Origin of the sequence: Sphingopyxis sp. (assembly GCF_034380315.1) — a bacterium.
Taxonomy (GTDB): Bacteria; Pseudomonadota; Alphaproteobacteria; order Sphingomonadales; family Sphingomonadaceae; genus Sphingopyxis.
Genome location: NZ_JAXMPB010000009.1, coordinates 153826 through 172936, shown reverse-complemented (window position 1 = coordinate 172936; position 19111 = coordinate 153826). Strand labels below are relative to the sequence as shown.

The following is a 19111-nucleotide window of genomic DNA, read 5'->3' as shown; positions in this document are numbered from 1 at the left end:
GGAAAATACGGCTGAAGACGCGCCATCTGCTCGTCCGTCAGCCAATACAAATCACTCATCATTCAGGCTCCTCACCCCAAGCCTGAATCACAGCCGTCACCGCAAATCAATGGGTCCTGACCCTAGGTGCCAAGATGGGTTGCTGTCATGCAAACCCGAGCAGAGGAGCCATCCGCCATGGAGATTACCACGATCGGCCTCGATCTGGCCAAGAATGTTTTTCAGGTTCACGCAGTTGATGCAGCGGGCGATGTCGTAGTGCAAAAGACGCTTCGCCGTGCTCAGCTTCTGCCCTTCTTTACGAAGGCGGGGCCGTGCCTTGTTGGCATCGAGGCCTGCGGCACGTCGCATCATTGGGCGCGCGAGCTGACCGCTCCGGGGCACGAGGTGCGGCTCATGCCGCCTGCTTACGTCAAGCCTTACGTGAAGCGCGGGAAGAACGATGCTGTCGATGCGGAAGCAATCTGTGAAGCGGTCACGCGGCCGACGATGCGCTTCGTTGCGGTGAAGTCGCGTGAGCAGCAGGCGACACTGGCGCTGCATCGAAGCCGCAGCCTGCTCGTCGGTCAGCGAACGCAGCTGATAAACATGATCCGAAGTCTGCTCGCCGAATTTGGGATCGTCATTCCGGAAGGGCGGGATCGCGCGCTGATCATGGCACGGCAGATCGTCGACAGCGAGCGCACGCCGGAGGTGCCGGACGACGCAGCAATGATCGTAGCGATGCTCTCGCAGCAAGCGCTCGACATCCATGCGCGACTTCACGCGATCGAACTTCGGCTGGCAGCACTCCAGCGTAGCGATGAGGTCGCGCAGCGTCTCTCGACGATCCCTGGTATCGGCCCGGTCGGCGCAACGGATTTGGCTGCGTCGGTCAGCGATCCTCACCAGTTCCGTTCTGGCCGGCAGTTCGCCGCCTGGCTCGGGCTCACGCCGCTGCAAAAGTCGAGCGGCGGGAAGGAACGGCTAGGGCGGATCAGCAAGATGGGGGACAAATATCTGCGCCGGCTGCTGGTCATAGGCGCGACCTCATTGGTCCGCCGCGCGAAATACAAGCCTGACACGGCAGATCCGCGGCTCGTCGCCCTGTTGGCCCGCAAGCCCGTGAGGGTCGCGACGGTCGCCATGGCGAACAAGATGGCCCGGATCGCTTGGGCGCTCATGACGCGCGGGCAAGTTTATCAGCGCCATCATGGCCCGATGTTGGAAGGATAATAGAAGGAGCTTGGCTGAGGAGATCAGCTTTACGATGTTGTAAGCGCGATGCGATGTGATGGCGATACCGGTCAGACCGGGAGCCGGGACAACCCATGGACTGTCAAAGGCGTCATAGCCTGAAAAGCCGATCGGGACCCGGTTCGCGGACTCCATCAGGGCCAGCAGTCCCTACCGACTGCATCAACAGGCCGGACAGACGACTGCAACCGACCAAAACGCCGATCATCAATTTATGCTTGCAACGCGGGAGCCATCCACAGAGGACAGTCGCAATCGGCCAGTCGCATCCGTCCCGCGCATTTCCTTTTAGCTCGTTCTGCGGATCCTGTGCCTGTCCGCATTCCGCGCCCCGATTTGGAGGCGCGGAGGGGGAGTCCTGGGTCAGAAGGTCAAGAGGTCGAGCAGGGTGAACACACCGTTCGGGCCGAGTTTGTCGGCGGAGAGGGCGGGGGACCAAGCGCGGTTGCTGCCGAGATAGGCACGGTCGTCGAGTTCGAGCAGTCCTATCAGGGTTTCGGCGACGATGCGACCGCCGACCGGACCGAGCCCCTCGCCCTTGTCGAAATTGCCGGAACTCGTTTCGCGGCCGATTTCCGCTGCCTCGACCAGGATATAGAGCCATAGCGGGGTGCCGCCGGCCAGCGTCGCCGCCGGCGTTGCGGCGCCAGCGAGCGTCTGAGCCTTGTTCGTCACCTTGGCGATCTCGTTCGCCGGTCGCTCGCACGCCTCGGCGATATGCTCGCCCGATGGCAGGCGGAAGGCCTGGCCGCGCAGCAGATTGCGCAGCGCCAGCGATTTGACGTCGCCGGCGCCGACGAACGGCAGGTCAAGCAGATTGGCCGCAAGCTTTGTATCGAGCTTGTCGGCGCGATCGACGGTCGCGTTGCTGAGATCGAGCACTTGCGGCCATTCGACCACCCCCTTGAGATCACCGAGCGGCTGAAAGCCGAAACCGAGAGTGGCGCCGAACACTTCGAGCGCCGGCTTGCCCGCCTGAATCTGGATACGCTGAGGGATCATCGAGTGGCCGAAGCGGAAGCCGGCGACGGCGAATTCGACCGGGATAAACGGATCGGGACCTGCGTCGGCGCCGAACGGGCAATCGTCGGGCCGGTAGATCTTGCGCCCATTGGCGAGGATGTCGACGATCAGCGGCGCGCCGACCATCGCGCGGAGAAAATCGTTCACCACCACCCAGTGATAATGCCAGGTGACGATGCGGCGGCATTCGTCGAACAGGTTGCGTCCGGTCAGCCCCTTGGAATGAAGGGTGTCGGCGACGCGATTGTGGAAGCGGATAAAGCCGAGCTGTAACTGCGAGATGATGCGGTTTTCGTCGTTGCGCGGATCGCCGATTATCGCGCGGCCGTGAGCCGAGCGCGCGAGGTCCTGTTGCTGGAGCGCGGTGGCTCCGGGGGCGTCGGCGCCGACCAGGATCTTGATGCCGTTGAACTCGCTGCCCGCTCCGCCCGCGGCGACATTGTGATAGAGATAAGGCGAACCGTCGGGGCCGTCGGCATAGATATTGTCGAGGTCGAGGGTCGGTGTTCGGAAATTGACCGTCGATTCGGCCGCATCGAGCCGCGCAAAGCTGCTGGTAAGGTCGAGGGTGATGTCATGGTCCACGAACTGGCCGAAAAATATATGCCCGACGGGGACACTCGTGGTCTTTTTCGCGGGGCCGGTCGATTTCATCGGGCCGTCTTTGTCGGCGATCGCGGCGAGGTCGCGCGGGTCGATATAGAGCGGCGGGGCGTGGGGGAACATGCGGCCGAACCGGTCACTGCGGTTGACGCTGTGAGTGCACAAATAATGGAGGCCGGTGAAATTTTTGAGTCCGTGATGCGTGGGCATGACTTCTCCTTCCCCCACAGAAAGGTCCTGCGGGCAGTATGAGCGGTTGGGACTTTGGCAGGCGCGCCAGTGCACTAAGCCCGCGCGACTTGGCGGCGGGACGGCACCATGCAGCATGATCTTTTTGGCAAACCCTGACGAAGACGCTAGGCTCTGGCCGCGCGGCCCGATAGCATCAAAGCGCCATAGACTGGCGCGTTCGTCGCGCGGTGTGCACAACTTGGCAGGTAAAGGCGGGGTTAGGGACGAGGGCACCAATAGCGCCGCGTTCTAAGGAGATTCGATGATGCGTGGGATTGTGGCGGCATAGACGGCCGCCGGAAGAGGGTAATTGCGCCCGCTTCTATGCCGACCACCGCATCAAGCTGCGGACCACCCAGCTCGATGCGGTAGTTTTTTGGCATTGTGGGGCCCTCGGCATCTTTAGGGCAGCAGCAAAAATCTCACGCGAGTAAAAATGTCGTATCGTTTCTCTTTAACCATGAACGGCTGCTTTCCCACCCACGCTAATCGCAAGCGGCCTTTCTGCTGCCGGCCAGCTCAGGCCGAATAGCAGCCGGGCAGCGGTTCGCTTATTTGGCAGCAACATTAATCGGATCCCAATCGATGAAAAGGAACCGAACTCGCTTTAGATGGGCTGCAAGATTGCCGATCGCCCGTCCCAAACCGTAGCCTCCGCCAACATCTGCGGGCGAATGCCCCATAAGCTGGTCGTGCACGTCCTTGGGAATGTTGGCGTCGCGGCAGAGATCCTTGAAGCTGTGTCGGAAACTATAAAACACGAGGCGGGGGTCGTCGCCGACGGCATTGTCGATCAGGCGGTTGGCGCGGCGGCTCGCCTCCTTGGTCTTTACGCCCAGTGAATCGGCCTCGAGGTCAGGAAAAAGCCGTACTGCTCCGCTTGACCGCATCCGTTGGACGTAGTCGAGAAATCCGAGCGCTATCAGTTTGGGATGGAGCGGTATCACGCGAATAGAACCGTCGGTCTTCACCCGTTTGCGCTCGTCAATCTCGTCCATGACGTAGTCCGTGACGTCGATATAAGGGATCCCTTGCTCGGACTTGATGTCCGCGAGCAATATCTGACCAAGTTCCTCAATTCGAGCGCCCGTGCAAAGCCCGAGCAGGAACAACCAGCGCAGCGTCGAATCGGAGACCTTTGACTTGCTCAGAGGGTGAGACCAAGCCGCAGTGAACAGCTTGGCCGCAAATAGCTGAGCGAGTTCGTCCTTGGTAAATGGGCGCCGCGTGCTCTTTTTTGTGTATCCTTCGACTTTGATACCGGCGCCGGTGTTCGCAGGGATGAAGCGCTCCTGGAAAGCGAACCCGAGGAGGGCTTGGACCGCGCCGAGATATTTTTTGATCGATTGCGGGGATATGCGGTCTACGCCCGATCTGTCCGCATAGAGCGCATGAATGTCGACAAACTCCATCATGCGATGCACTCGCGGCATACTTTTTGGCAGCACCGCTATCGCGTCACGAAATTCGAACAGATCGTTGGGCGTGATTTCGCCGATGCCGACATCGCCGATATAGCTTTTGAAATAGCGTACGGCCGTTTTCGTCGCGGCCTGCGCCTTCGGCGTCGGCTTGCGCGCCGCGATCCACTTCGCCTCGAGGGCGTCGAGCTTCATGTCCGGTTGGAGCCGGCTCGAATTTGCGCGGCGCCGGGCCGAGGGGAGTACGGGAACTTGTTCGCGGACTTGCGGCGAACCCAGCGCATCGGCCAGTGCATCGGCGAGCGGTTCGTCGATCCCGCGATTCGCCTCCTCGGGTAGTTTTAGTTCACGCTTTATTTTCGCGACGGCGAAGCTGAGCAGGGGGCGCCAACGGCGGTGCGGTACCCGTTTCTGAAAACTGAACCACAGATCGCCAAGGTCGCGATGGACCGAAGCATGGTGAGCCTCGATCCGAGCGAGTGTTTCGGGAGAAAACTCATCGTCGGCGTCGCTTCCCGCCAACCTCTTGCGATAAGCGATCCATTCGGTTGGACTCATGTCTTGTGCGGTGGCCCGATGGTCTCCCGATTGGTCCGCGACGGCGTCGTCGAGCTCCTTGAGCAAGAAGGCGACATCCATACCGCCGCTCGCAAACCCGGTAGTGGACCTGGCGGTGAGGAGGCGGTCAACCAAGACACGCGCCTCGTCGGAAGTGAAGGATCTTGGAGCGTCGTTTGCGAGCGCGTCGCGAAATTGTTCGCACTTCTGCTCATATTCACCATTGGCAATCGCCAGCTTGCGTTCGGCATGGCGCTGATCGGCGGTGCCGAGGCTTACCTTGTAAAGTTGGCCGCAAGCGAAGGCGCTTTGCAACGGCAGCGGGATACGGCGGCGAAGATAAAAAATGCCGCTGCGTGGATCGCGCCAGAGTCCCTTCGGATTCATGATCGTTCGTCCTTTGTGTACTCATTTGGTGTACCCACCGAGTCACTAACGAACAGAAAACCGAGACTTCTGCGCCTTTCCGGCGATTTGGTGACCCCTACGGGACTCGAACCCGTGTTTTCGCCGTGAAAGGGCGACGTCCTAGACCGCTAGACGAAGGGGCCGTCAACCGGTGAAGCGGCGCATTAGACGGGCATGGGGATGCGGTCAAGCGCTCGTGAAGCGGTCGGCGAAAAAATATTGCGGCGGTACGCAATCAGTCCGCCCAGGCCGCGTCCTCCAGATGGAGTTCGGCAGCCGGGCGGCTGCCCCAATCGTCGCGTTTGGCGCGCCCCGCGAGCCACAGCTTGCGATTGCCGCGCGCGTGGAGCAGCGCCTGGCCAAGGTCGGTTTCGGCGCTGCGAAAGGCGATTGCCTTGAACCGCGCGCCATCGTCCCCCGCAACGATCAACCGGACATGGTCGGTGCCGACAATCCCCGATTCGACGATGCGGACCGGGCCGGTTGCCACGCGCGGAGCCGGCCAGCCGGCGCCATAGGGGCCCGCGCTCTCGATGGCCTCGCACCACAGCGGGCTGATCCCGCGCGGCGCGAGCACCGCATCGATCAGCAGCGCTTTGTCGCCGCTGGCGCGTTCGACATCGGCGGCCAGTCGCTCGTTCAGAAAGGCGCCGAGCGCGTCGATCTTGCCCGCCTCGACCGTCAGCCCGGCCGCCATCGCATGGCCGCCTCCCGCCGTGAGCAGCCCGCACTCCTTTGCGGCGAGGATAGCGGCGCCGAGATCGACGCCGCTGATCGAGCGGCCCGACCCCTTGCCGACTCCCGCCTCGTCGATCGCGATAACGATCGCCGGGCGGTGCAGCCTTTCCTTGAGTCGTCCGGCGACGATGCCGATGACGCCGGGATGCCAGCCGACCCCGGAAACGATGGCGACCGGTGCGTTGGCGGTTGCCGCGCTTGCGGTGATCGCTTCGTCGAGCACCGCCGCTTCGATCGCGCGGCGCTCCTCGTTCAGGCGGTTGAGCTCCATCGCAATGTCGGCGGCCTCCTGCGGATCGGTGGTGGTGAGCAGGCGTACGCCCAGGTCGGATTTTCCGACCCGCCCACCGGCGTTGATCCGCGGGCCCAGCGCGAACCCCATGTCGCTCGCGCTGGGGGGCTTGGCCAGCCGTGCCGCGTCCATCAACGCGGACAGGCCGGTATTGCCGCGCCGCGCCATGATCTTCAGCCCCTGGGTCACGAGCGCGCGGTTGAAACCGGTGAGACGAGCGACGTCAGCAACGGTGCCGAGGGCAACAAGGTCGAGTAGGTCAAGCAGCGCTGGTTCGCTGCGGCCGCTGAAAAAACCGCGGGCGCGCAAGGTCCGCAGCAGCGCGGCGCCGAGGAGGAAGGCGACGCCAACCGCGGCAAGATTGCCGTGAAGCGCCGCGTCGGGGGCCTCGTCGAGACGGTTGGGATTGACCACGGCGAAAGCGTCGGGAAGCCGCGTTGCGCATTGATGATGGTCTACGACGATCACCTCAACTCCCGCGGCCTTGGCTTCGGCGATCGCGTCAAAGGCCTGTGCGCCGCAATCGACGGTGATGATCAGCCGAGACCCCGCTTCGCCGATCCGTACCAGCGCTGCGCCCGACGGGCCATAGCCTTCCATGAGCCGATCAGGGATATAGGCGCCGACCGGGACATCGAGCGCGCCGAGGAGGCGCACGAGCAGCGCCGCCGACGTCGCGCCATCGACGTCATAATCGCCAAAGATGGTGATCGCTTCCTTGGCCTCGACAGCGTCGGCGAGCCGCGCCGAAGCGGCGTCCATGCCCTGAAAGATGGACGGGTCGGGCATGAAGCCGCGCAGCGTCGGTGTGCGTTGGCGGTCGAGATCGTCGCGTGTGACCCCCCGCGCAAGAAGCAATTGGGTGACGAGATCGTCGGGAACCAGATTCTCGGCGCCGGTGTCGGCGCTGAGACGCCGCCAGCGCCATGACTGGCCGATGATGGAATGGGTGACGCCAAGCGCCGTGTCGGTCATCGTCGTTCCTCGGTCGCCAGAATGCGCGTCCGCAATGCCTTTGCCGCTGCGTGCGGAATGGCGGGAATGTCGTGCGAGGCGAGCGCGCTTCCGCCCGGTACGCCGAAGACCAGTGTCGCCAGGCCCATGGGGCGCAGGATGAAATCGGTCTTGAGGTCGATGCTCTGGATAGATGCATGGGGGAGCAGGGTCGTCCTGGGTTTCCAGAAACCGCGGCGGATCGCGACCATGTCGCCGAGGTCGGCCCATTGGTGGAAGCGTACCCCGCACAGCGAAAAGCCCGCAATCAGTGCCGCCACCGTGATCGCGATCCACCCAGGTGCCTCGCCAAGCGTTATGGCGATGCCGCCGCCAGCCGCGACCGCCGCCGCCACCGCGAGGCCGGACAGGGCGACAATGGGGCTGCTGTATTGCCAAATTTGGTCAGCAGGCGGGCGAGCGATCCCGAGCTCATCCAAAATGAGATCGATCGCGTCGAAGCGGGCAAAGGGAACGATCTGGTGATCAGCCTCTTTGCCGCCGTCGCTCGCCAGGCTTTGCAGGCGCAATTCATGCCAGCCGAAGCGCTTGCGGAACCAGCCGGTGACGAGGATCGCGGCCTGGATCCGGCGGATTGGCAGGGCGACATCGGTGCGCGTCGTCAGTCCGCGCGTCCGGCGCAGCGCCCGGGGCTCGCGGGCCAGCCGGAAATTCCAGTTGGTGAACATCATCATCGCAACGCCGGAGGCAAAGCCGATGACGAGGAGCGAGATTGCTGTCCCAATCCCTGCGATCCAGCGATGCGCCAGAACCCAATTATCCAGCTGATATTGTTCGGCAAGGTCGAACCAGTCGGCGGGATTGAAGATGTTGAACCGGAAAGGCAGAAAATTATCCAGAAGCTGGGTTGCCGCTCCGACGACGGCCAGCGCTGCAAGCGAGAAGTTGAATAGCCCGGCGACAATCAACCGGCGCGGCCCCATGGCAAAGAGCAATCGGTCCTCGTCCGGCACTGTGCTGGCGTCGCCGCGCACGGTGGCCGTGGCGGCCATGGCCTCGCTGCGATGGGCGCGGATCGTTGTGCGGAGTTCCTGGGCGGCATCAAGGCCGATGGCGTCGAGCTGCGCATCATCGTCGGCGGCACTGGCGCCGGTTTCGAAGCCGACTTTGGCGATCCCCAGTGCGCGCGCGACAAGCCCCTGTTCGATGCTGACGTCCTGAATGCGGTCAAAGGGGATGGTGCGGTGCTGGCGAGCGAAGACGCCGCTTTCGATCACCACCGTGTCGGTGCCGACCGTGAAGCGAAAGCGCAGCCATTGGAACCAGGCTGCCAGCAGTGAAATGAGGAGAAAGAGGAGGAAGGCGGGGACGATATAGGCCCAATTGTTGGTGAAGCCGAGCGCCGCAATGGCCGGCAGAAAATTGAGCGAGCGTGGGCCAAGTTTCAGGATGGCGACGAGCAGGGTCGCGGGATGCAGCCGCTGCCAGTCTGGCGCGGTGACAGCGTCGGGAGGGGCGGTCGCGACTTCGGTCATGCAAAGTCGGTCTGGATATGACGGCGGATCGTTTCCCGCATCGCCGCGGCGAGATCGGCGGGCAGGCCGGGCAGGGTGACGGTGCTGTTGTGCGTACCTGACGTGTGGACGATCAGGTGCGACAGGCCGAACCAGCGCTCCACAGGCCCCTGGCCGACATCGATATGCTGGACACGGACAAAGGGAACGATGGTGTCGGTCCGGAACAGCCAGCCGCGTGCGACGCGCAATTGCCCCTCGCCGATTTTGAAGCCCCAGCGCTGCGCCCGCCGCGACGGAAAGGCGAGCACGGCCGTGGCAGCGGCAATCCACGCCAGCGTTGTAACCACGCCGCAGGGGCCGCCGATGGTGGGGATCAGCAGCCGGTCAAACACGCTGGCGCCGATCGCCAGCGGCACCATGTTGAACAGCGCGGTGACGCGCAGCACCTTCGCAAAAGCGGGATCGACCGGTTCGAGCCCCTCGGTGGCGTTGATCGCTTGTGGGTCAAAGGGATCGACGGGGTGAACAGCGGCGCTTTCGGTCATCCCCTTCCGATAGTCGCTCTTGCCCTTAGGGGACAACAATATTGAATCGCGGATCGGCGGCGGGGTGCAGCGCGAACCACGATAGGAACGCTGCGCCGTCGCCGTCGATGCGAATCTTGCCCGAGCGCATCAGCGCCGCAAAATCGCTCCGGCGCAGCATCACATCGTCGAGTGTCGCGCGGTCGATGGTGATCGTCGCGGTCGGCGCCGCGGCGGTGACGCCATAGCGTGGAAATTCCACGCCGCCGCTGACGACCACCGCCACCGCTTCGCGGCTGTCGGGCAGGATGAACTGGAAGGTTCCGGCAAGACTCGCCCCTTTGGCGGCGTCAAAGCGCGTCGCGAGCGCGTCAAAGAAAACCGCGGTGGGAATGGCGCTGACAAAGCTGCGGCTCTGGCCATTGCCCGTCACCACGTCGCTCTCGGTACCGCGCAGCGTGGCGGCGGCGGCGAGATAATAGTTGCGCCATGCGCCCGATTCGGCCTGATATCCCAGCTGGTCATAGGTCGAGGCGAGCGCGGCGCGCGCCTCGGCATTGGCGGGCTGGGCAAAGACCAACTTGTTCAGCAGCTCGGCCGCCCAGCGATAGTCGCCCGCCGCATTCGCCGCCCGGCCCGCGGCGAGCAGCTTGTCGGCGCCGCCCGCCAGCGCGACATATTTGGCGGCGCTATCTTCGGGCGGCAGCGGGTTGAAATTGGCGGGATTGCCGTCCCACCAGCCAAAATAACGCTGATAGATCGCCTTCATATTATGGTTGAGCGTGCCGTAATAGCCGCGGGTCGAAAAATCGCGCCCCTGCACCGGCGCCTCGGCGGTCTGGTCAGCGAGTTCGTGCAGCGTCGCGCCGCGATTGGCGAGAAACAGCGTGCGGTCGTGGACATAGCGATAGGCATCGCGCTGGTCTGTCAACCACGCCGCCACGGCCGGTTGATCCCAGGTCGGCCAATGGTGCGAGGCGAGCGCTACCTCGGCCTCGCCGCCCCATTTCAGCAGCGCGGCATCGATCACCTTTGACCAGCGCAGCGCGTCGCGTACCTGCGCCCCGCGCAGGGTGAGGACATTGTGCAGATTGTGAGTGACCACTTCGGTCGTGTGCAGCGCCTTGTAAGCGGGGATGTAGAACAGAAATTCGGCGGGCGCCTCGGTGCCGCCGGCGTCCAGAAATTCGAAGGCAAGGCCGTCGATGGAGAGCGTCCCTCCGGTCGCGGGAACCACCTCGGTCGGCTCCATATAGCCGATGGTGCCCGACGACAGTTTCGGTCCCAGCCCTGTATCGACCTGGCCCCTCGGGCCCGGCGGCAGGATCGCCCCGAACATGTACAGCGCGCGCCGGCTCATCGCATTGCCTGCGAGAATATTCTCGGAGGTTGCCTCTTCGGAAAATCCGTGCGGGGCGATGATCCGAATTGCCTCCGCCTTCACCTGCTCGGCGGTGACGATACCGCCGACGCCGCCGAAATGGTCGCTGTGGCTGTGCGAGAAGAGAATCGCCTTGATCGGTCGCTTGCCGGTCTTTGCCTCGACGGTACGCGCGAACAGGGCCCAGCTTGCCGCAGCGGCCTCTTCGCTGAGTAGCGGATCGACGATGATCCAGCCGGTCTGGCCGCGGATGATCGTCATCACTGAAATATCATAGCCGCGCAGCTGCCAGATCTTGCCGGGCACCACTTCGAACAGGCCATGGACCGCGTTGAGCCGCGCCTGCCGCCACAGCGACGGGTTGACGGTGTCGGGCGCTTCGGCGCGGTTCAGAAAATCATAGGGGCGACGGTCCCAGACGGTCCGCCCGTCCTTGGCGAGGATCACGCCGTCGGCGATCTCGGCGATCTTGCCGCGCGTTGCATTGTCGAAATCCGCCCGATCGTCGAGCGCCAGCCGCTTCGCCAGTTCGACTTGCGCGGCGCGGGTCGCCTCGCTCGCCGCGTCCTGCGCGGTGGCGGCGCCCGTCCACAAGAGCAGCGGAATCAGTGTCAACGCACGCTTCATGGCCTCTCTCCCCCTTGTTGTTCCAAGCTTGCGTCGCTGCTTCGGGCTTGGCAAGCGGTCCGGCGATGCCCGCCGACGGCGCAAGCTTAAGGGAAAAGCCGATGGCAGATTGTAAATTGCTTATCATTTGGCACAGCCGCACCGGTGGCAGCCGGGCGCTCGCCGACGCGGCGGCGGCGGGCGCGGGCGCCGTGGGGCGGCTTGTCGCGGCGGACGATGTGGCGCCCGATGATCTGATCGCAGCCGCAGGCTATTTGTTCGTCGGCCCGGAAAATCTTGCGGCGCTGTCGGGGGCGATGAAGGAGATGTTCGACCGCTGCTATTACCCCTGCCTCGGCCGGATCGAGGGGCGCGCCTATGCGACGATCATCTGCGCGGGATCGGACGGCGAAGGCGCCCAGCGCCAGCTCGACCGCATCGCCGCCGGCTGGCGGCTGCGGCGTGTGCTCGACCCGGTAATCGTCAATACCGCGGCGCAGACGGCGGAGGAAATACTGGCGCCGAAAGTCATTCCCGCCGACCGCCTGAACGAAGCGCGCGACATGGGGGCCGCTCTTTCGGAAGCGTTGGCAACAGGGATGTTCTGATTCTTCCTATTCTGGCGTGCGCAGAGCTATGCCGAGTACGGGCGCGTTGCCGTGGTCGACGGTCTGAGAGGTCTTGCCGTCCGTTAGCGGTTTCGCTTCGACACGGAGCCAGCGCGTGCCGGGAGGCACGCGGATCAGGAAGGCGGCAGGCTTGTCGGGGGGATACAGTGTTGGCGTTGCGATCGGAGCATCGCTGTTTCCCGCATAGAAGAGCAGCGTCACACCCTGTTCGGACGGGGCGTCGGCGGGGCGAACGTCGGCGACGACTTCGTGGCCGCTGCCAGGCGGCAATTCCAGTCGCACCGATTTGCCCCCGACGCCAATGTTCACCGACGCATTCCCTTTGTCATGCCGGGGCGTGGCGGGGCTGCACCCGGCCATCGCCGCCAGCATCATTGCCCAGCCAGAAAGGCGACTTTGCTTCATGGCTGGCCGTTGGGTCTTGCCGCGACCTCCGGCGTGCGGGCGACCAACTGCGGAACAACGGCGCCGACCGAAAGGACCGAGCGCGATGCCGCCATTTTTGCCGCATCATCGTCGCGCACGGGGACGAGTTCGAAGCTGACGTCCGCTGCCTCTCCCGCCCCGCTATTGCGAAGACGCTCAACCGTCTCCGACAGGTCGACGATATAGTTCAGCGGTCCGTGATTATGCCCTTCGTCGACGAAGAACGCGAAGGCGCCCGCATAGTTGGGAAGGTTGGGCGATGGCGTGGCCCCCATCGGCAGGTTCAGATAGACACGGACGAAGAAATTCTCGGTCATGCTGTCGGGCTTCACATCGTCCAGCCGCAGGACGAGCCGCGTTTCCATTGCTTTCTCCGTTGCGGCCTTCAGCGTGTCGGGCGCCACCGAAAAGCGTTGGCGCATGGCTGCCGCCTCGGTCAGCCGGACATTGGTGGCGACTGGCGGCAGGCTTTCGACTGTTCGGAACCGGGCAGAAGAACCCTTTTCCAGCAAACTCTTCAGTGCGGCATCGTCGAGCCGTTTGATCTTGGGCGCGCAGCCGGCTGGCGCGTCGTATCGATAGCTGATCAACGGCGCGAGAATCAGCGCGCCGACTTGATAGGCCAGCGGGTTTTTGTCGCCATCGACGAACATGCCGCTTAGCTGGAAATTGCTGTAAACGGGATCGTTGCTGTTGGCGTTACCGGCGCTGTTCCAATCGAACCAGATGCGATCGATATTGCAATGGTGCAGCCAGAAGATCGGGTCGCGGGGCGAATTATAGGTTCCCATGGTCCCGCCGATGAAACCATGGATATAGTTGTGCGGCCCCTGTTCGAGCACCCCCTGGAACCCGCCGCCACCGCGTAGCGCGGTTGCTGCACCACTTGCGAACAGTTCGAAATCGGTTTGTGCCATGATCGACGCGATATTGGCTTCGCCGACGATCGACGCATTGGCCATGCTCGACGATGTTGCGCTGCGCGGGCTATAGTTCAACACGCTTCCTGCCGCCCAGAACGGGGCAGGGATCGATCGTTGGCAGGTCCAGTTCCAATAGGGCATGGCCCAGCCGTTCTCGCCGGTCAGCTTGCGGACGATCGTTTCGAGTGCGAGCAGATAGCCCCGGTGCCAGGGCAGGAAGAACCAATTGCCATGGGGGCAGAAGTTCAGGTGGATATTGGCCTGTTGGATCCAGTTGCGCGGATCGCTTGCGGCCAGGGCCTGCATCTGGCCAATCGCGTCGCGATAGGCCTCCAGTATCGGGTCGTTGGCGGCGAGATTCGCCACGTCGCGGCGTACCGGCCGATTGGCGATTTTTTCTTTCAGTTTTTCGCAGCCGCCAAGCGCAGCCAATAGCAGGACCGATGATCCGCCAAGCATCATCGATCGACGATCGAAATTAACCATCATCACTCTCCCAATTGTTCGGGAGTGGTGCGACTCTGGACTATTTATCCACTCATCTGCGTGTAGGGGCGGCGCCTTCTACGCCGCCTGCCCCGACATAGCATAATAATGGCCATGTATAAATGCTGCGGATATGCGCGCGCTCAGCCCGTGCGATGTTCGCCCTTCACCCAGCGAACGGTTCCCGACGAGGCGCGCATCACAACGGTTTCGGTCGTCATCACGCCGTCACGGCGGCGCTTCACGCCGCGCAGCAGCGAGCCATCGGTTACGCCCGTGGCGGCGAAAATGACATCGCCCTTGGCCAAATCTTCGAGGTCATAGACACGGTCGAGATCCTCGATGCCCCATTTCTTGGCGCGGAGGCGTTCATCGTCGTTGCGGAACAGGAGGCGGCCCTTGAACTGGCCGCCGACGCAGCGCAGCGCAGCCGCGGCGAGCACGCCTTCGGGGGCGCCGCCCGAGCCCATATAGATGTCAATGTTGGTTTCGGGGTTGGTGGTCGCAATCACGCCGGCGACATCACCATCGGGAATGAGCGCGACGCCGCAGCCGATGGCGCGCAGTTCGGCGATGATCGCCTCGTGCCGCGGCCGGTCGAGAACGCAGACGATGATGTCTTCCGGTGCGCAGCCTTTTTCGCGCGCGACCGCTTCGACATTCTCGCGCACGCTATTGTCGAAATTGACGACGTTCGGCGAATATCCGGCGCCCACCGCGAGCTTGTCCATATAGACGTCAGGTGCGTTGAGCAGGCAGCCTTCCTCGGCGATCGCGAGCACTGCGAGCGCGTTGGGCCCCGCTTTTGCGGTGATGGTGGTGCCTTCGAGCGGATCGACCGCGATGTCGATCTTCGGCCCCTTGCCGGGGGCGTTGCCGACCTTTTCGCCGATATAGAGCATCGGTGCCTCGTCGCGTTCGCCTTCGCCGATGACGATCGTGCCATCCATATAAAGGGTGTTGAAGGCGGTGCGCATCGCCTCGACCGCGGCGGCATCGGCGGCCTTTTCGTCGCCGCGCCCGATCAGCTTCGCCGCAGCGATCGCTGCGGCTTCGGTAACGCGCACCATTTCGAGTACGAGCACCCGGTCGAGGTTGCTGCCGCTGTCCGTCATCCGATCATCTCCGTCATTATGTCTTGCCTTGTCGCCCGCTCCGGGCATGATGCGCGCCATATGGTCGCCTGCACGAATTGTCGAGGATACTTCGCCTGCATCTTGGCGCTGTTGGCTGCCGTGCATGTCACGACGATGACAGCCGCAACCGCGCAGGTACAGGGGCCGCCGGCGCCAGATGCCGAGCGGGCGATCGCGAAGACGAAGGAACTGGTCGACCCCATCAAGCGATGCAAGCCTGCCGATGACGGCACGATCACCGTGTGCGGAACCGACACCGAATTGCATCGCCTGTCCCCCGAATTGCGGGCGATTGCTGGGGTGGGGCGAGAGGCTCCGCCCAGGCTCCCGCGCGCGGAGGCGCAGATGATGGTGTGGGACAGGTTGCCGCACAATTGGATGTCGATCGGTGGCGGTTACCCGCCTGGCCCGGAATATAACGCTCTTTATGAACTCGCGAAAGAACGCACCGACCCTGATAAAGGAGCGCCGCCGCCCGATCCGCAACCCTAGGCACGCGCTGTCTAAGCAAAAACCTCGGCACCGGGGCGCGGGGCTGCGGCGCGATAGAGGCCGGCGGGGATCAGTATGATGGCGATGAAATAGGCGCCCCATAGCAGTAGCCACACAAGGCTCATCGCCGTTTCCGCTAGGCTGCCGGGGGTGCCGTTGATGATCAGGTAGCCGTGCGCCATGATCAGCGCGAACGTCATCGCCGCCGTTGCCATGTTGAATGCGAGGTACAAGGCAAATATGCGGCCCTGCGCCAGCCGCGTACGGCGCCATGATTCGACGAAGGCCGACAGCGGCTCGATTTTGCCTTGTGCGCCCATGATAGGCCCCGCGAGACAGAATCGCGCGGCGAGCCAGCTTGTGATCGTCCAGCCGACGAGCCGTGTGCCATATTGCACAATCAGCGGCTGTTGGGCCCATTCCGTCATTCCGATTGTGAGCGCAACGATCGAGGCGATACCAAAACCGACGGCCAGATTGGTGATGGCTGTTACGAGCAAGAAGCCCAATCCTGCGACCATCCCGGTCATCATTTCGGACAGATAGCCTTCGCGCATCTCGGCGAGCAGGGCATTCCACGCCGCCAGCATCATGCCGCCGAAGATGGCGATGGCTATGGCGAGCAGATAAAGCGGCCCGACGATGGATCCACTGACGCGGTAGGTCCAGGGGGCCGATATGATCGCCATGACCGTGCGCAGGCTGAAGATCGGCTCGCTCGCGAGCATCAGAAAGGCAACAGCACGCCAATCCCGGCATATGCAAGCAATGGGCGCCAATGTTCGCGCCCCAACAGCCGTGCCTCTGCCAGCGCCTGTTCGATGCGAACGTCCATTGCCGCTATCCCCCCGATTGCCCCTGTTGACGGGGTATCAGGGGCGTCGGCGATTGCAAGCGGCCTGACCCGCTGGGGTTTGGCTTCGTGTCAGAGCGCCAGAATCGGCATGTGCATCGGCGTTCCGACGACATGCGCGGACGCCGACAGCGTTTCCAGCGCCTGATGAATCGCGCTGGCCGGGCCCTCGTGCGTGACCAGCACGATGACGACGCCATCTTCTTCGCCGTCGCCGCGCTGAATAAAGCTTTCGATCGATACGCCGGCGTCGCGCATCGCGGTCGCGATTTCGGCGAGGACCCCGATGCGGTCCTCCACGATCAGGCGTACATAATGCTTGCCGACGCGGGCTCCGGCATCGGCTGCCGGCGCGTGGTCGAGTGCGTCGACGGGCATGGCAAAGGCGGGGCCATATTCGTCGCGGGCGATATCGATGATGTCGGCAACGATCGCCGATGCCGTCGGTCCGGCCCCTGCGCCCGCGCCTTCGAAGAACAGGCGGCCGACGAAATTGCCTTCGGCGACGACCGCGTTCAGCGCGCCGGGAACATAGGCAAGCGGGTGGTCGGCGGGGACGAGGCACGGCTGGACATGCTGGTACAACCCGCCGCCCCTGGCATCGTCGTCGCGCTCGGCCATCCCGATCAGGCGGACGCGATGGCCGAGCGCTTCGGCTTCGCGAATGTCGGCGGCGATCAGGCCCCGTATGCCGTCGGCGGTCACGGCGTCGATGTCCAGCTGCGTTCCGAAGCAAAGCGCGGCAAGGATCGACAATTTGTGCGCGGCGTCGATACCATCGACATCGAAGGTCGGATCGGCCTCGGCATAGCCTTCGGCCTGGGCGGCGGTGAGGGCGTCGGCAAAGCTTGCCCCGTCGCGTTCCATCCGCGTCAATATGTAATTGCACGTGCCGTTGAGGATGCCATAGACGCGCGCGATCTGGTTGGCCGAGGCTCCTTCGCGGATCGCCTTGATGACCGGGATGCCGCCAGCGACCGCGGCCTCATATTTCAGTGGCGTGTCCTTCGTCTCGGCCAGCCGGGCGAGGTCGAGGCCGTGGTGAGCGATCATCGCCTTGTTCGCGGTGACGAGCGCCTTGCCGGCGCCGAGGGTCTGGCGCGCCAGCGTGAGCGCCGGGCCATCGGCTCCGCCGATCATTTCGACCACGACGTCGACGTCGTCAGCCGCAACCAGCGCACCCATATCATCTTCCCAGCGATAGGCGCTGAGATCGACGCCGCGATCCTTGTGCCGGTCGCGTGCCGACAGGGCGACAATCTCGATCGCCCGCCCGGCCCGCCGGGCGATCAGGTCGCGATTGGCTTCGAGCAGACGGACAACGCCGCCGCCAACGACTCCGATTCCGGCCAGTGCCACGCGTAGCGGAGGGCGAGGGGCATTGGGTGCGGGGTGGGGCGACATGCGGCAACTCCGATATAAGACGCAACAAGGCGGGGAGGAGCCTCCCCGCCGCTGTCAGCGCCCTATCGGCTTTTTGCCCGGAAACAAGCCCGGTGTGCTGTGGTGCGAACCTATTCAGCCCGGCGGCGGCGGCGTGCGTGCGCGCGTGCATTCGCCGAGGGCGCCCAGGACGACCGCGTAATCCGACGCGGCCTTGCGCCGGTCTTCGGGCGGAGTGCCGGCGAGCTTGCTGAGCGGTAGTGTGCGAGGGAGGCCGCATGCGAGCCGATACCATGCAAGCGTGCCGCGGGCTGGCGCTGCAGCGGTTTCATCGACGATCTCGCCAAAGGCGGCTGCCCATCGACGCGAGCCGTCTGCCGCCGTCAATATGGTCAGCGACACCGGTTCGCCCGTCCGCGTGTCAAGGAACAATTGCGTTTCGCCTTCGCCCGGCAAGGTACCCGGTACATGAAAGCCGTTGGCGATGCCGGTAATGGCCGGTGGTGCGCCGGGCTTGACCAGCTCGGTCAATATGGCGCGCAATTGAGCATCGGTCGCGGCGTCCCAGGGGAGCTGGGCGTCGGGGGCAACCAGTCGAACGCTGCCGGTATCGTTCGATCCAGCGGCGCTGCCCGCGACGGGGCGAGCGAAGATCAGGACGGGTTGCTTGCGTTTCAACTTGGGTGCGCGGCCGTTCGCGCCGAGGGGCAGGTCGACCAGATAGTTGATGCGCGCGGCGAGGGGGCCGCTGCCGCGAATCAGGCTGGCAACGTCGGCCTCGACATAGAATCGCGCATGTCCTGCGGCGAGCCCCGGTGCCTTCTCGGGTTTCAATATGGCGCTGCTGCGCACGCGCGCATGAACCACAATCGGCGCGGCGGCGGCCAAATCTGCAAGGTCCGCATAACTGTAGGGGCTGGGCGCAGCAGGCGCCACCGGAGGCGCTTGCATGGCTGAAACATAAGGGATTTCGGCCATCGTCAAGGCGAGGAGGGCCAGGGCGGGGAGGGAGCGCGCGCGCATCATTATTGCTCTTTCCGTCGATTGATTGACACTGTCGGGTACCGGTGAGGGCGGGCGAAGTTCCATCATGAGAGACTCCACATTAACCGCTGATAAAGGGTTTGCGAACTTGTCGCCACCGCGATAGGACGGGCGACGAAGCGTCCGGCGAAAACAGATATGGCCGGCTGCTGCACCGTCGGGTCTGCTCAGCGCATCGGAAATTATCCGGGCATTCTGCAATCGAGCCCGTCGGAACGGAATTGGTGTCAGGATGATCTAGCAAGGA

General features: G+C 63.8%; 15 protein-coding genes and 1 tRNA gene. 3 read left to right on the top strand and 13 right to left on the bottom strand.

Annotation, left to right across the window (positions count from 1 at the left end; all coding sequences use genetic code 11):
* The first annotated feature begins 177 nt into the window (after positions 1 to 177).
* Positions 178 to 1215, top strand: a complete 1038-nt coding sequence (locus U0S50_RS15925; RefSeq protein ID WP_322309658.1) for an IS110 family transposase — start codon at positions 178 to 180, stop codon at positions 1213 to 1215.
* A 384-nt stretch (positions 1216 to 1599) separates the two neighbouring features.
* Here the strand turns inward: U0S50_RS15925 and U0S50_RS15920 are convergent, their stop codons facing one another.
* The 7 genes from U0S50_RS15920 to U0S50_RS15890 all read right to left on the bottom strand — a co-directional run bounded on the left by U0S50_RS15920 (position 1600) and on the right by U0S50_RS15890 (position 11513).
* Positions 1600 to 3072: a heme peroxidase family protein gene (locus tag U0S50_RS15920; RefSeq protein ID WP_322309657.1), complete on the bottom strand. Its 1473-nt coding sequence runs from the start codon at positions 3070 to 3072 to the stop codon at positions 1600 to 1602.
* A gap of 572 nt (positions 3073 to 3644) precedes the next feature.
* Positions 3645 to 5459 carry a site-specific integrase gene (locus tag U0S50_RS15915; protein ID WP_003047150.1) on the bottom strand — a complete coding sequence of 605 codons (1815 nt, stop codon included), beginning with the start codon at positions 5457 to 5459 and terminating at the stop codon, positions 3645 to 3647.
* An 88-nt stretch (positions 5460 to 5547) separates the two neighbouring features.
* Positions 5548 to 5623 (bottom strand) — tRNA-Glu (locus U0S50_RS15910).
* 92 nt (positions 5624 to 5715) lie between these two features.
* A complete protein-coding gene (gene recJ, locus U0S50_RS15905) occupies positions 5716 to 7485 on the bottom strand; it encodes a single-stranded-DNA-specific exonuclease RecJ (RefSeq protein ID WP_322309656.1) in 1770 nt (589 codons plus the stop codon).
* The gene (locus U0S50_RS15900; protein ID WP_322309655.1) at positions 7482 to 8999 is read right to left on the bottom strand and encodes a PH domain-containing protein; all 1518 of its coding nucleotides are present in this window, start codon (positions 8997 to 8999) and stop codon (positions 7482 to 7484) included. The genes recJ and U0S50_RS15900 overlap by 4 nt, the downstream gene beginning before the upstream one ends.
* Entirely contained in the window at positions 8996 to 9526 is a 531-nt protein-coding gene (locus U0S50_RS15895; protein WP_322309654.1) for a PH domain-containing protein, read from the bottom strand. Before U0S50_RS15895 ends, U0S50_RS15900 begins: the two co-directional genes overlap by 4 nt.
* Positions 9527 to 9551: 25 nt before the next feature.
* Positions 9552 to 11513 carry an alkyl/aryl-sulfatase gene (locus U0S50_RS15890; protein WP_322309653.1) on the bottom strand — a complete coding sequence of 654 codons (1962 nt, stop codon included), beginning with the start codon at positions 11511 to 11513 and terminating at the stop codon, positions 9552 to 9554.
* 101 nt (positions 11514 to 11614) lie between these two features.
* On the opposite strand from U0S50_RS15890, the gene U0S50_RS15885 reads away from it, so the two are divergent.
* Entirely contained in the window at positions 11615 to 12100 is a 486-nt protein-coding gene (locus U0S50_RS15885; protein WP_322309652.1) for a flavodoxin family protein, read from the top strand.
* Between the two features lie 6 nt (positions 12101 to 12106).
* On the opposite strand, the gene U0S50_RS15880 is transcribed toward U0S50_RS15885, so the two are convergent.
* The 3 genes from U0S50_RS15880 to glpX form a co-directional block, all read right to left on the bottom strand.
* Positions 12107 to 12430 carry a hypothetical protein gene (locus U0S50_RS15880; protein ID WP_322309651.1) on the bottom strand — a complete coding sequence of 108 codons (324 nt, stop codon included), beginning with the start codon at positions 12428 to 12430 and terminating at the stop codon, positions 12107 to 12109.
* 92 nt (positions 12431 to 12522) lie between these two features.
* The gene (locus U0S50_RS15875) at positions 12523 to 13959 is read right to left on the bottom strand and encodes a tyrosinase family protein (protein ID WP_322309650.1); all 1437 of its coding nucleotides are present in this window, start codon (positions 13957 to 13959) and stop codon (positions 12523 to 12525) included.
* A 140-nt stretch (positions 13960 to 14099) separates the two neighbouring features.
* Positions 14100 to 15071 carry a class II fructose-bisphosphatase gene (glpX, locus tag U0S50_RS15870; RefSeq protein WP_322309663.1) on the bottom strand — a complete coding sequence of 324 codons (972 nt, stop codon included), beginning with the start codon at positions 15069 to 15071 and terminating at the stop codon, positions 14100 to 14102.
* 135 nt (positions 15072 to 15206) lie between these two features.
* Between glpX and U0S50_RS15865 the strand changes: the two genes are divergently transcribed.
* Complete coding sequence (locus U0S50_RS15865; protein WP_322309649.1) at positions 15207 to 15584, top strand: hypothetical protein; 378 nt, start codon at positions 15207 to 15209, stop codon at positions 15582 to 15584.
* 11 nt (positions 15585 to 15595) lie between these two features.
* On the opposite strand, the gene U0S50_RS15860 is transcribed toward U0S50_RS15865, so the two are convergent.
* From U0S50_RS15860 to U0S50_RS15850, 3 genes are all read right to left on the bottom strand, one after another.
* A complete protein-coding gene (locus U0S50_RS15860; RefSeq protein ID WP_322309648.1) occupies positions 15596 to 16312 on the bottom strand; it encodes a hypothetical protein in 717 nt (238 codons plus the stop codon).
* 197 nt (positions 16313 to 16509) lie between these two features.
* Positions 16510 to 17841 (bottom strand): homoserine dehydrogenase, encoded by a 1332-nt coding sequence (locus tag U0S50_RS15855; RefSeq protein ID WP_322309647.1) that lies wholly within the window; start codon positions 17839 to 17841, stop codon positions 16510 to 16512.
* Between the two features lie 114 nt (positions 17842 to 17955).
* Positions 17956 to 18846: a hypothetical protein gene (locus U0S50_RS15850; RefSeq protein ID WP_322309646.1), complete on the bottom strand. Its 891-nt coding sequence runs from the start codon at positions 18844 to 18846 to the stop codon at positions 17956 to 17958.
* Between the last annotated feature and the right edge of the window lie 265 nt (positions 18847 to 19111).

What these genes read in the sequence shown, in the direction of transcription:
- glpX (WP_322309663.1), bottom strand. Translation starts at nt 15,071, where the DNA reads ATGACGGACAGCGGCAGCAACCTCGACCGGGTGCTCGTACTCGAAATG.
- U0S50_RS15920 (WP_322309657.1), bottom strand. Translation starts at nt 3,072, where the DNA reads ATGCCCACGCATCACGGACTCAAAAATTTCACCGGCCTCCATTATTTG.
- U0S50_RS15895 (WP_322309654.1), bottom strand. Translation starts at nt 9,526, where the DNA reads ATGACCGAAAGCGCCGCTGTTCACCCCGTCGATCCCTTTGACCCACAA.
- U0S50_RS15855 (WP_322309647.1), bottom strand. Translation starts at nt 17,841, where the DNA reads ATGTCGCCCCACCCCGCACCCAATGCCCCTCGCCCTCCGCTACGCGTG.
- U0S50_RS15925 (WP_322309658.1), top strand. Translation starts at nt 178, where the DNA reads ATGGAGATTACCACGATCGGCCTCGATCTGGCCAAGAATGTTTTTCAG.
- U0S50_RS15900 (WP_322309655.1), bottom strand. Translation starts at nt 8,999, where the DNA reads ATGACCGAAGTCGCGACCGCCCCTCCCGACGCTGTCACCGCGCCAGAC.
- U0S50_RS15890 (WP_322309653.1), bottom strand. Translation starts at nt 11,513, where the DNA reads ATGAAGCGTGCGTTGACACTGATTCCGCTGCTCTTGTGGACGGGCGCC.
- U0S50_RS15860 (WP_322309648.1), bottom strand. Translation starts at nt 16,312, where the DNA reads ATGCTCGCGAGCGAGCCGATCTTCAGCCTGCGCACGGTCATGGCGATC.
- recJ (WP_322309656.1), bottom strand. Translation starts at nt 7,485, where the DNA reads ATGACCGACACGGCGCTTGGCGTCACCCATTCCATCATCGGCCAGTCA.
- U0S50_RS15875 (WP_322309650.1), bottom strand. Translation starts at nt 13,959, where the DNA reads ATGATGGTTAATTTCGATCGTCGATCGATGATGCTTGGCGGATCATCG.
- U0S50_RS15850 (WP_322309646.1), bottom strand. Translation starts at nt 18,846, where the DNA reads ATGATGCGCGCGCGCTCCCTCCCCGCCCTGGCCCTCCTCGCCTTGACG.
- U0S50_RS15865 (WP_322309649.1), top strand. Translation starts at nt 15,207, where the DNA reads ATGACAGCCGCAACCGCGCAGGTACAGGGGCCGCCGGCGCCAGATGCC.
- U0S50_RS15915 (WP_003047150.1), bottom strand. Translation starts at nt 5,459, where the DNA reads ATGAATCCGAAGGGACTCTGGCGCGATCCACGCAGCGGCATTTTTTAT.
- U0S50_RS15885 (WP_322309652.1), top strand. Translation starts at nt 11,615, where the DNA reads ATGGCAGATTGTAAATTGCTTATCATTTGGCACAGCCGCACCGGTGGC.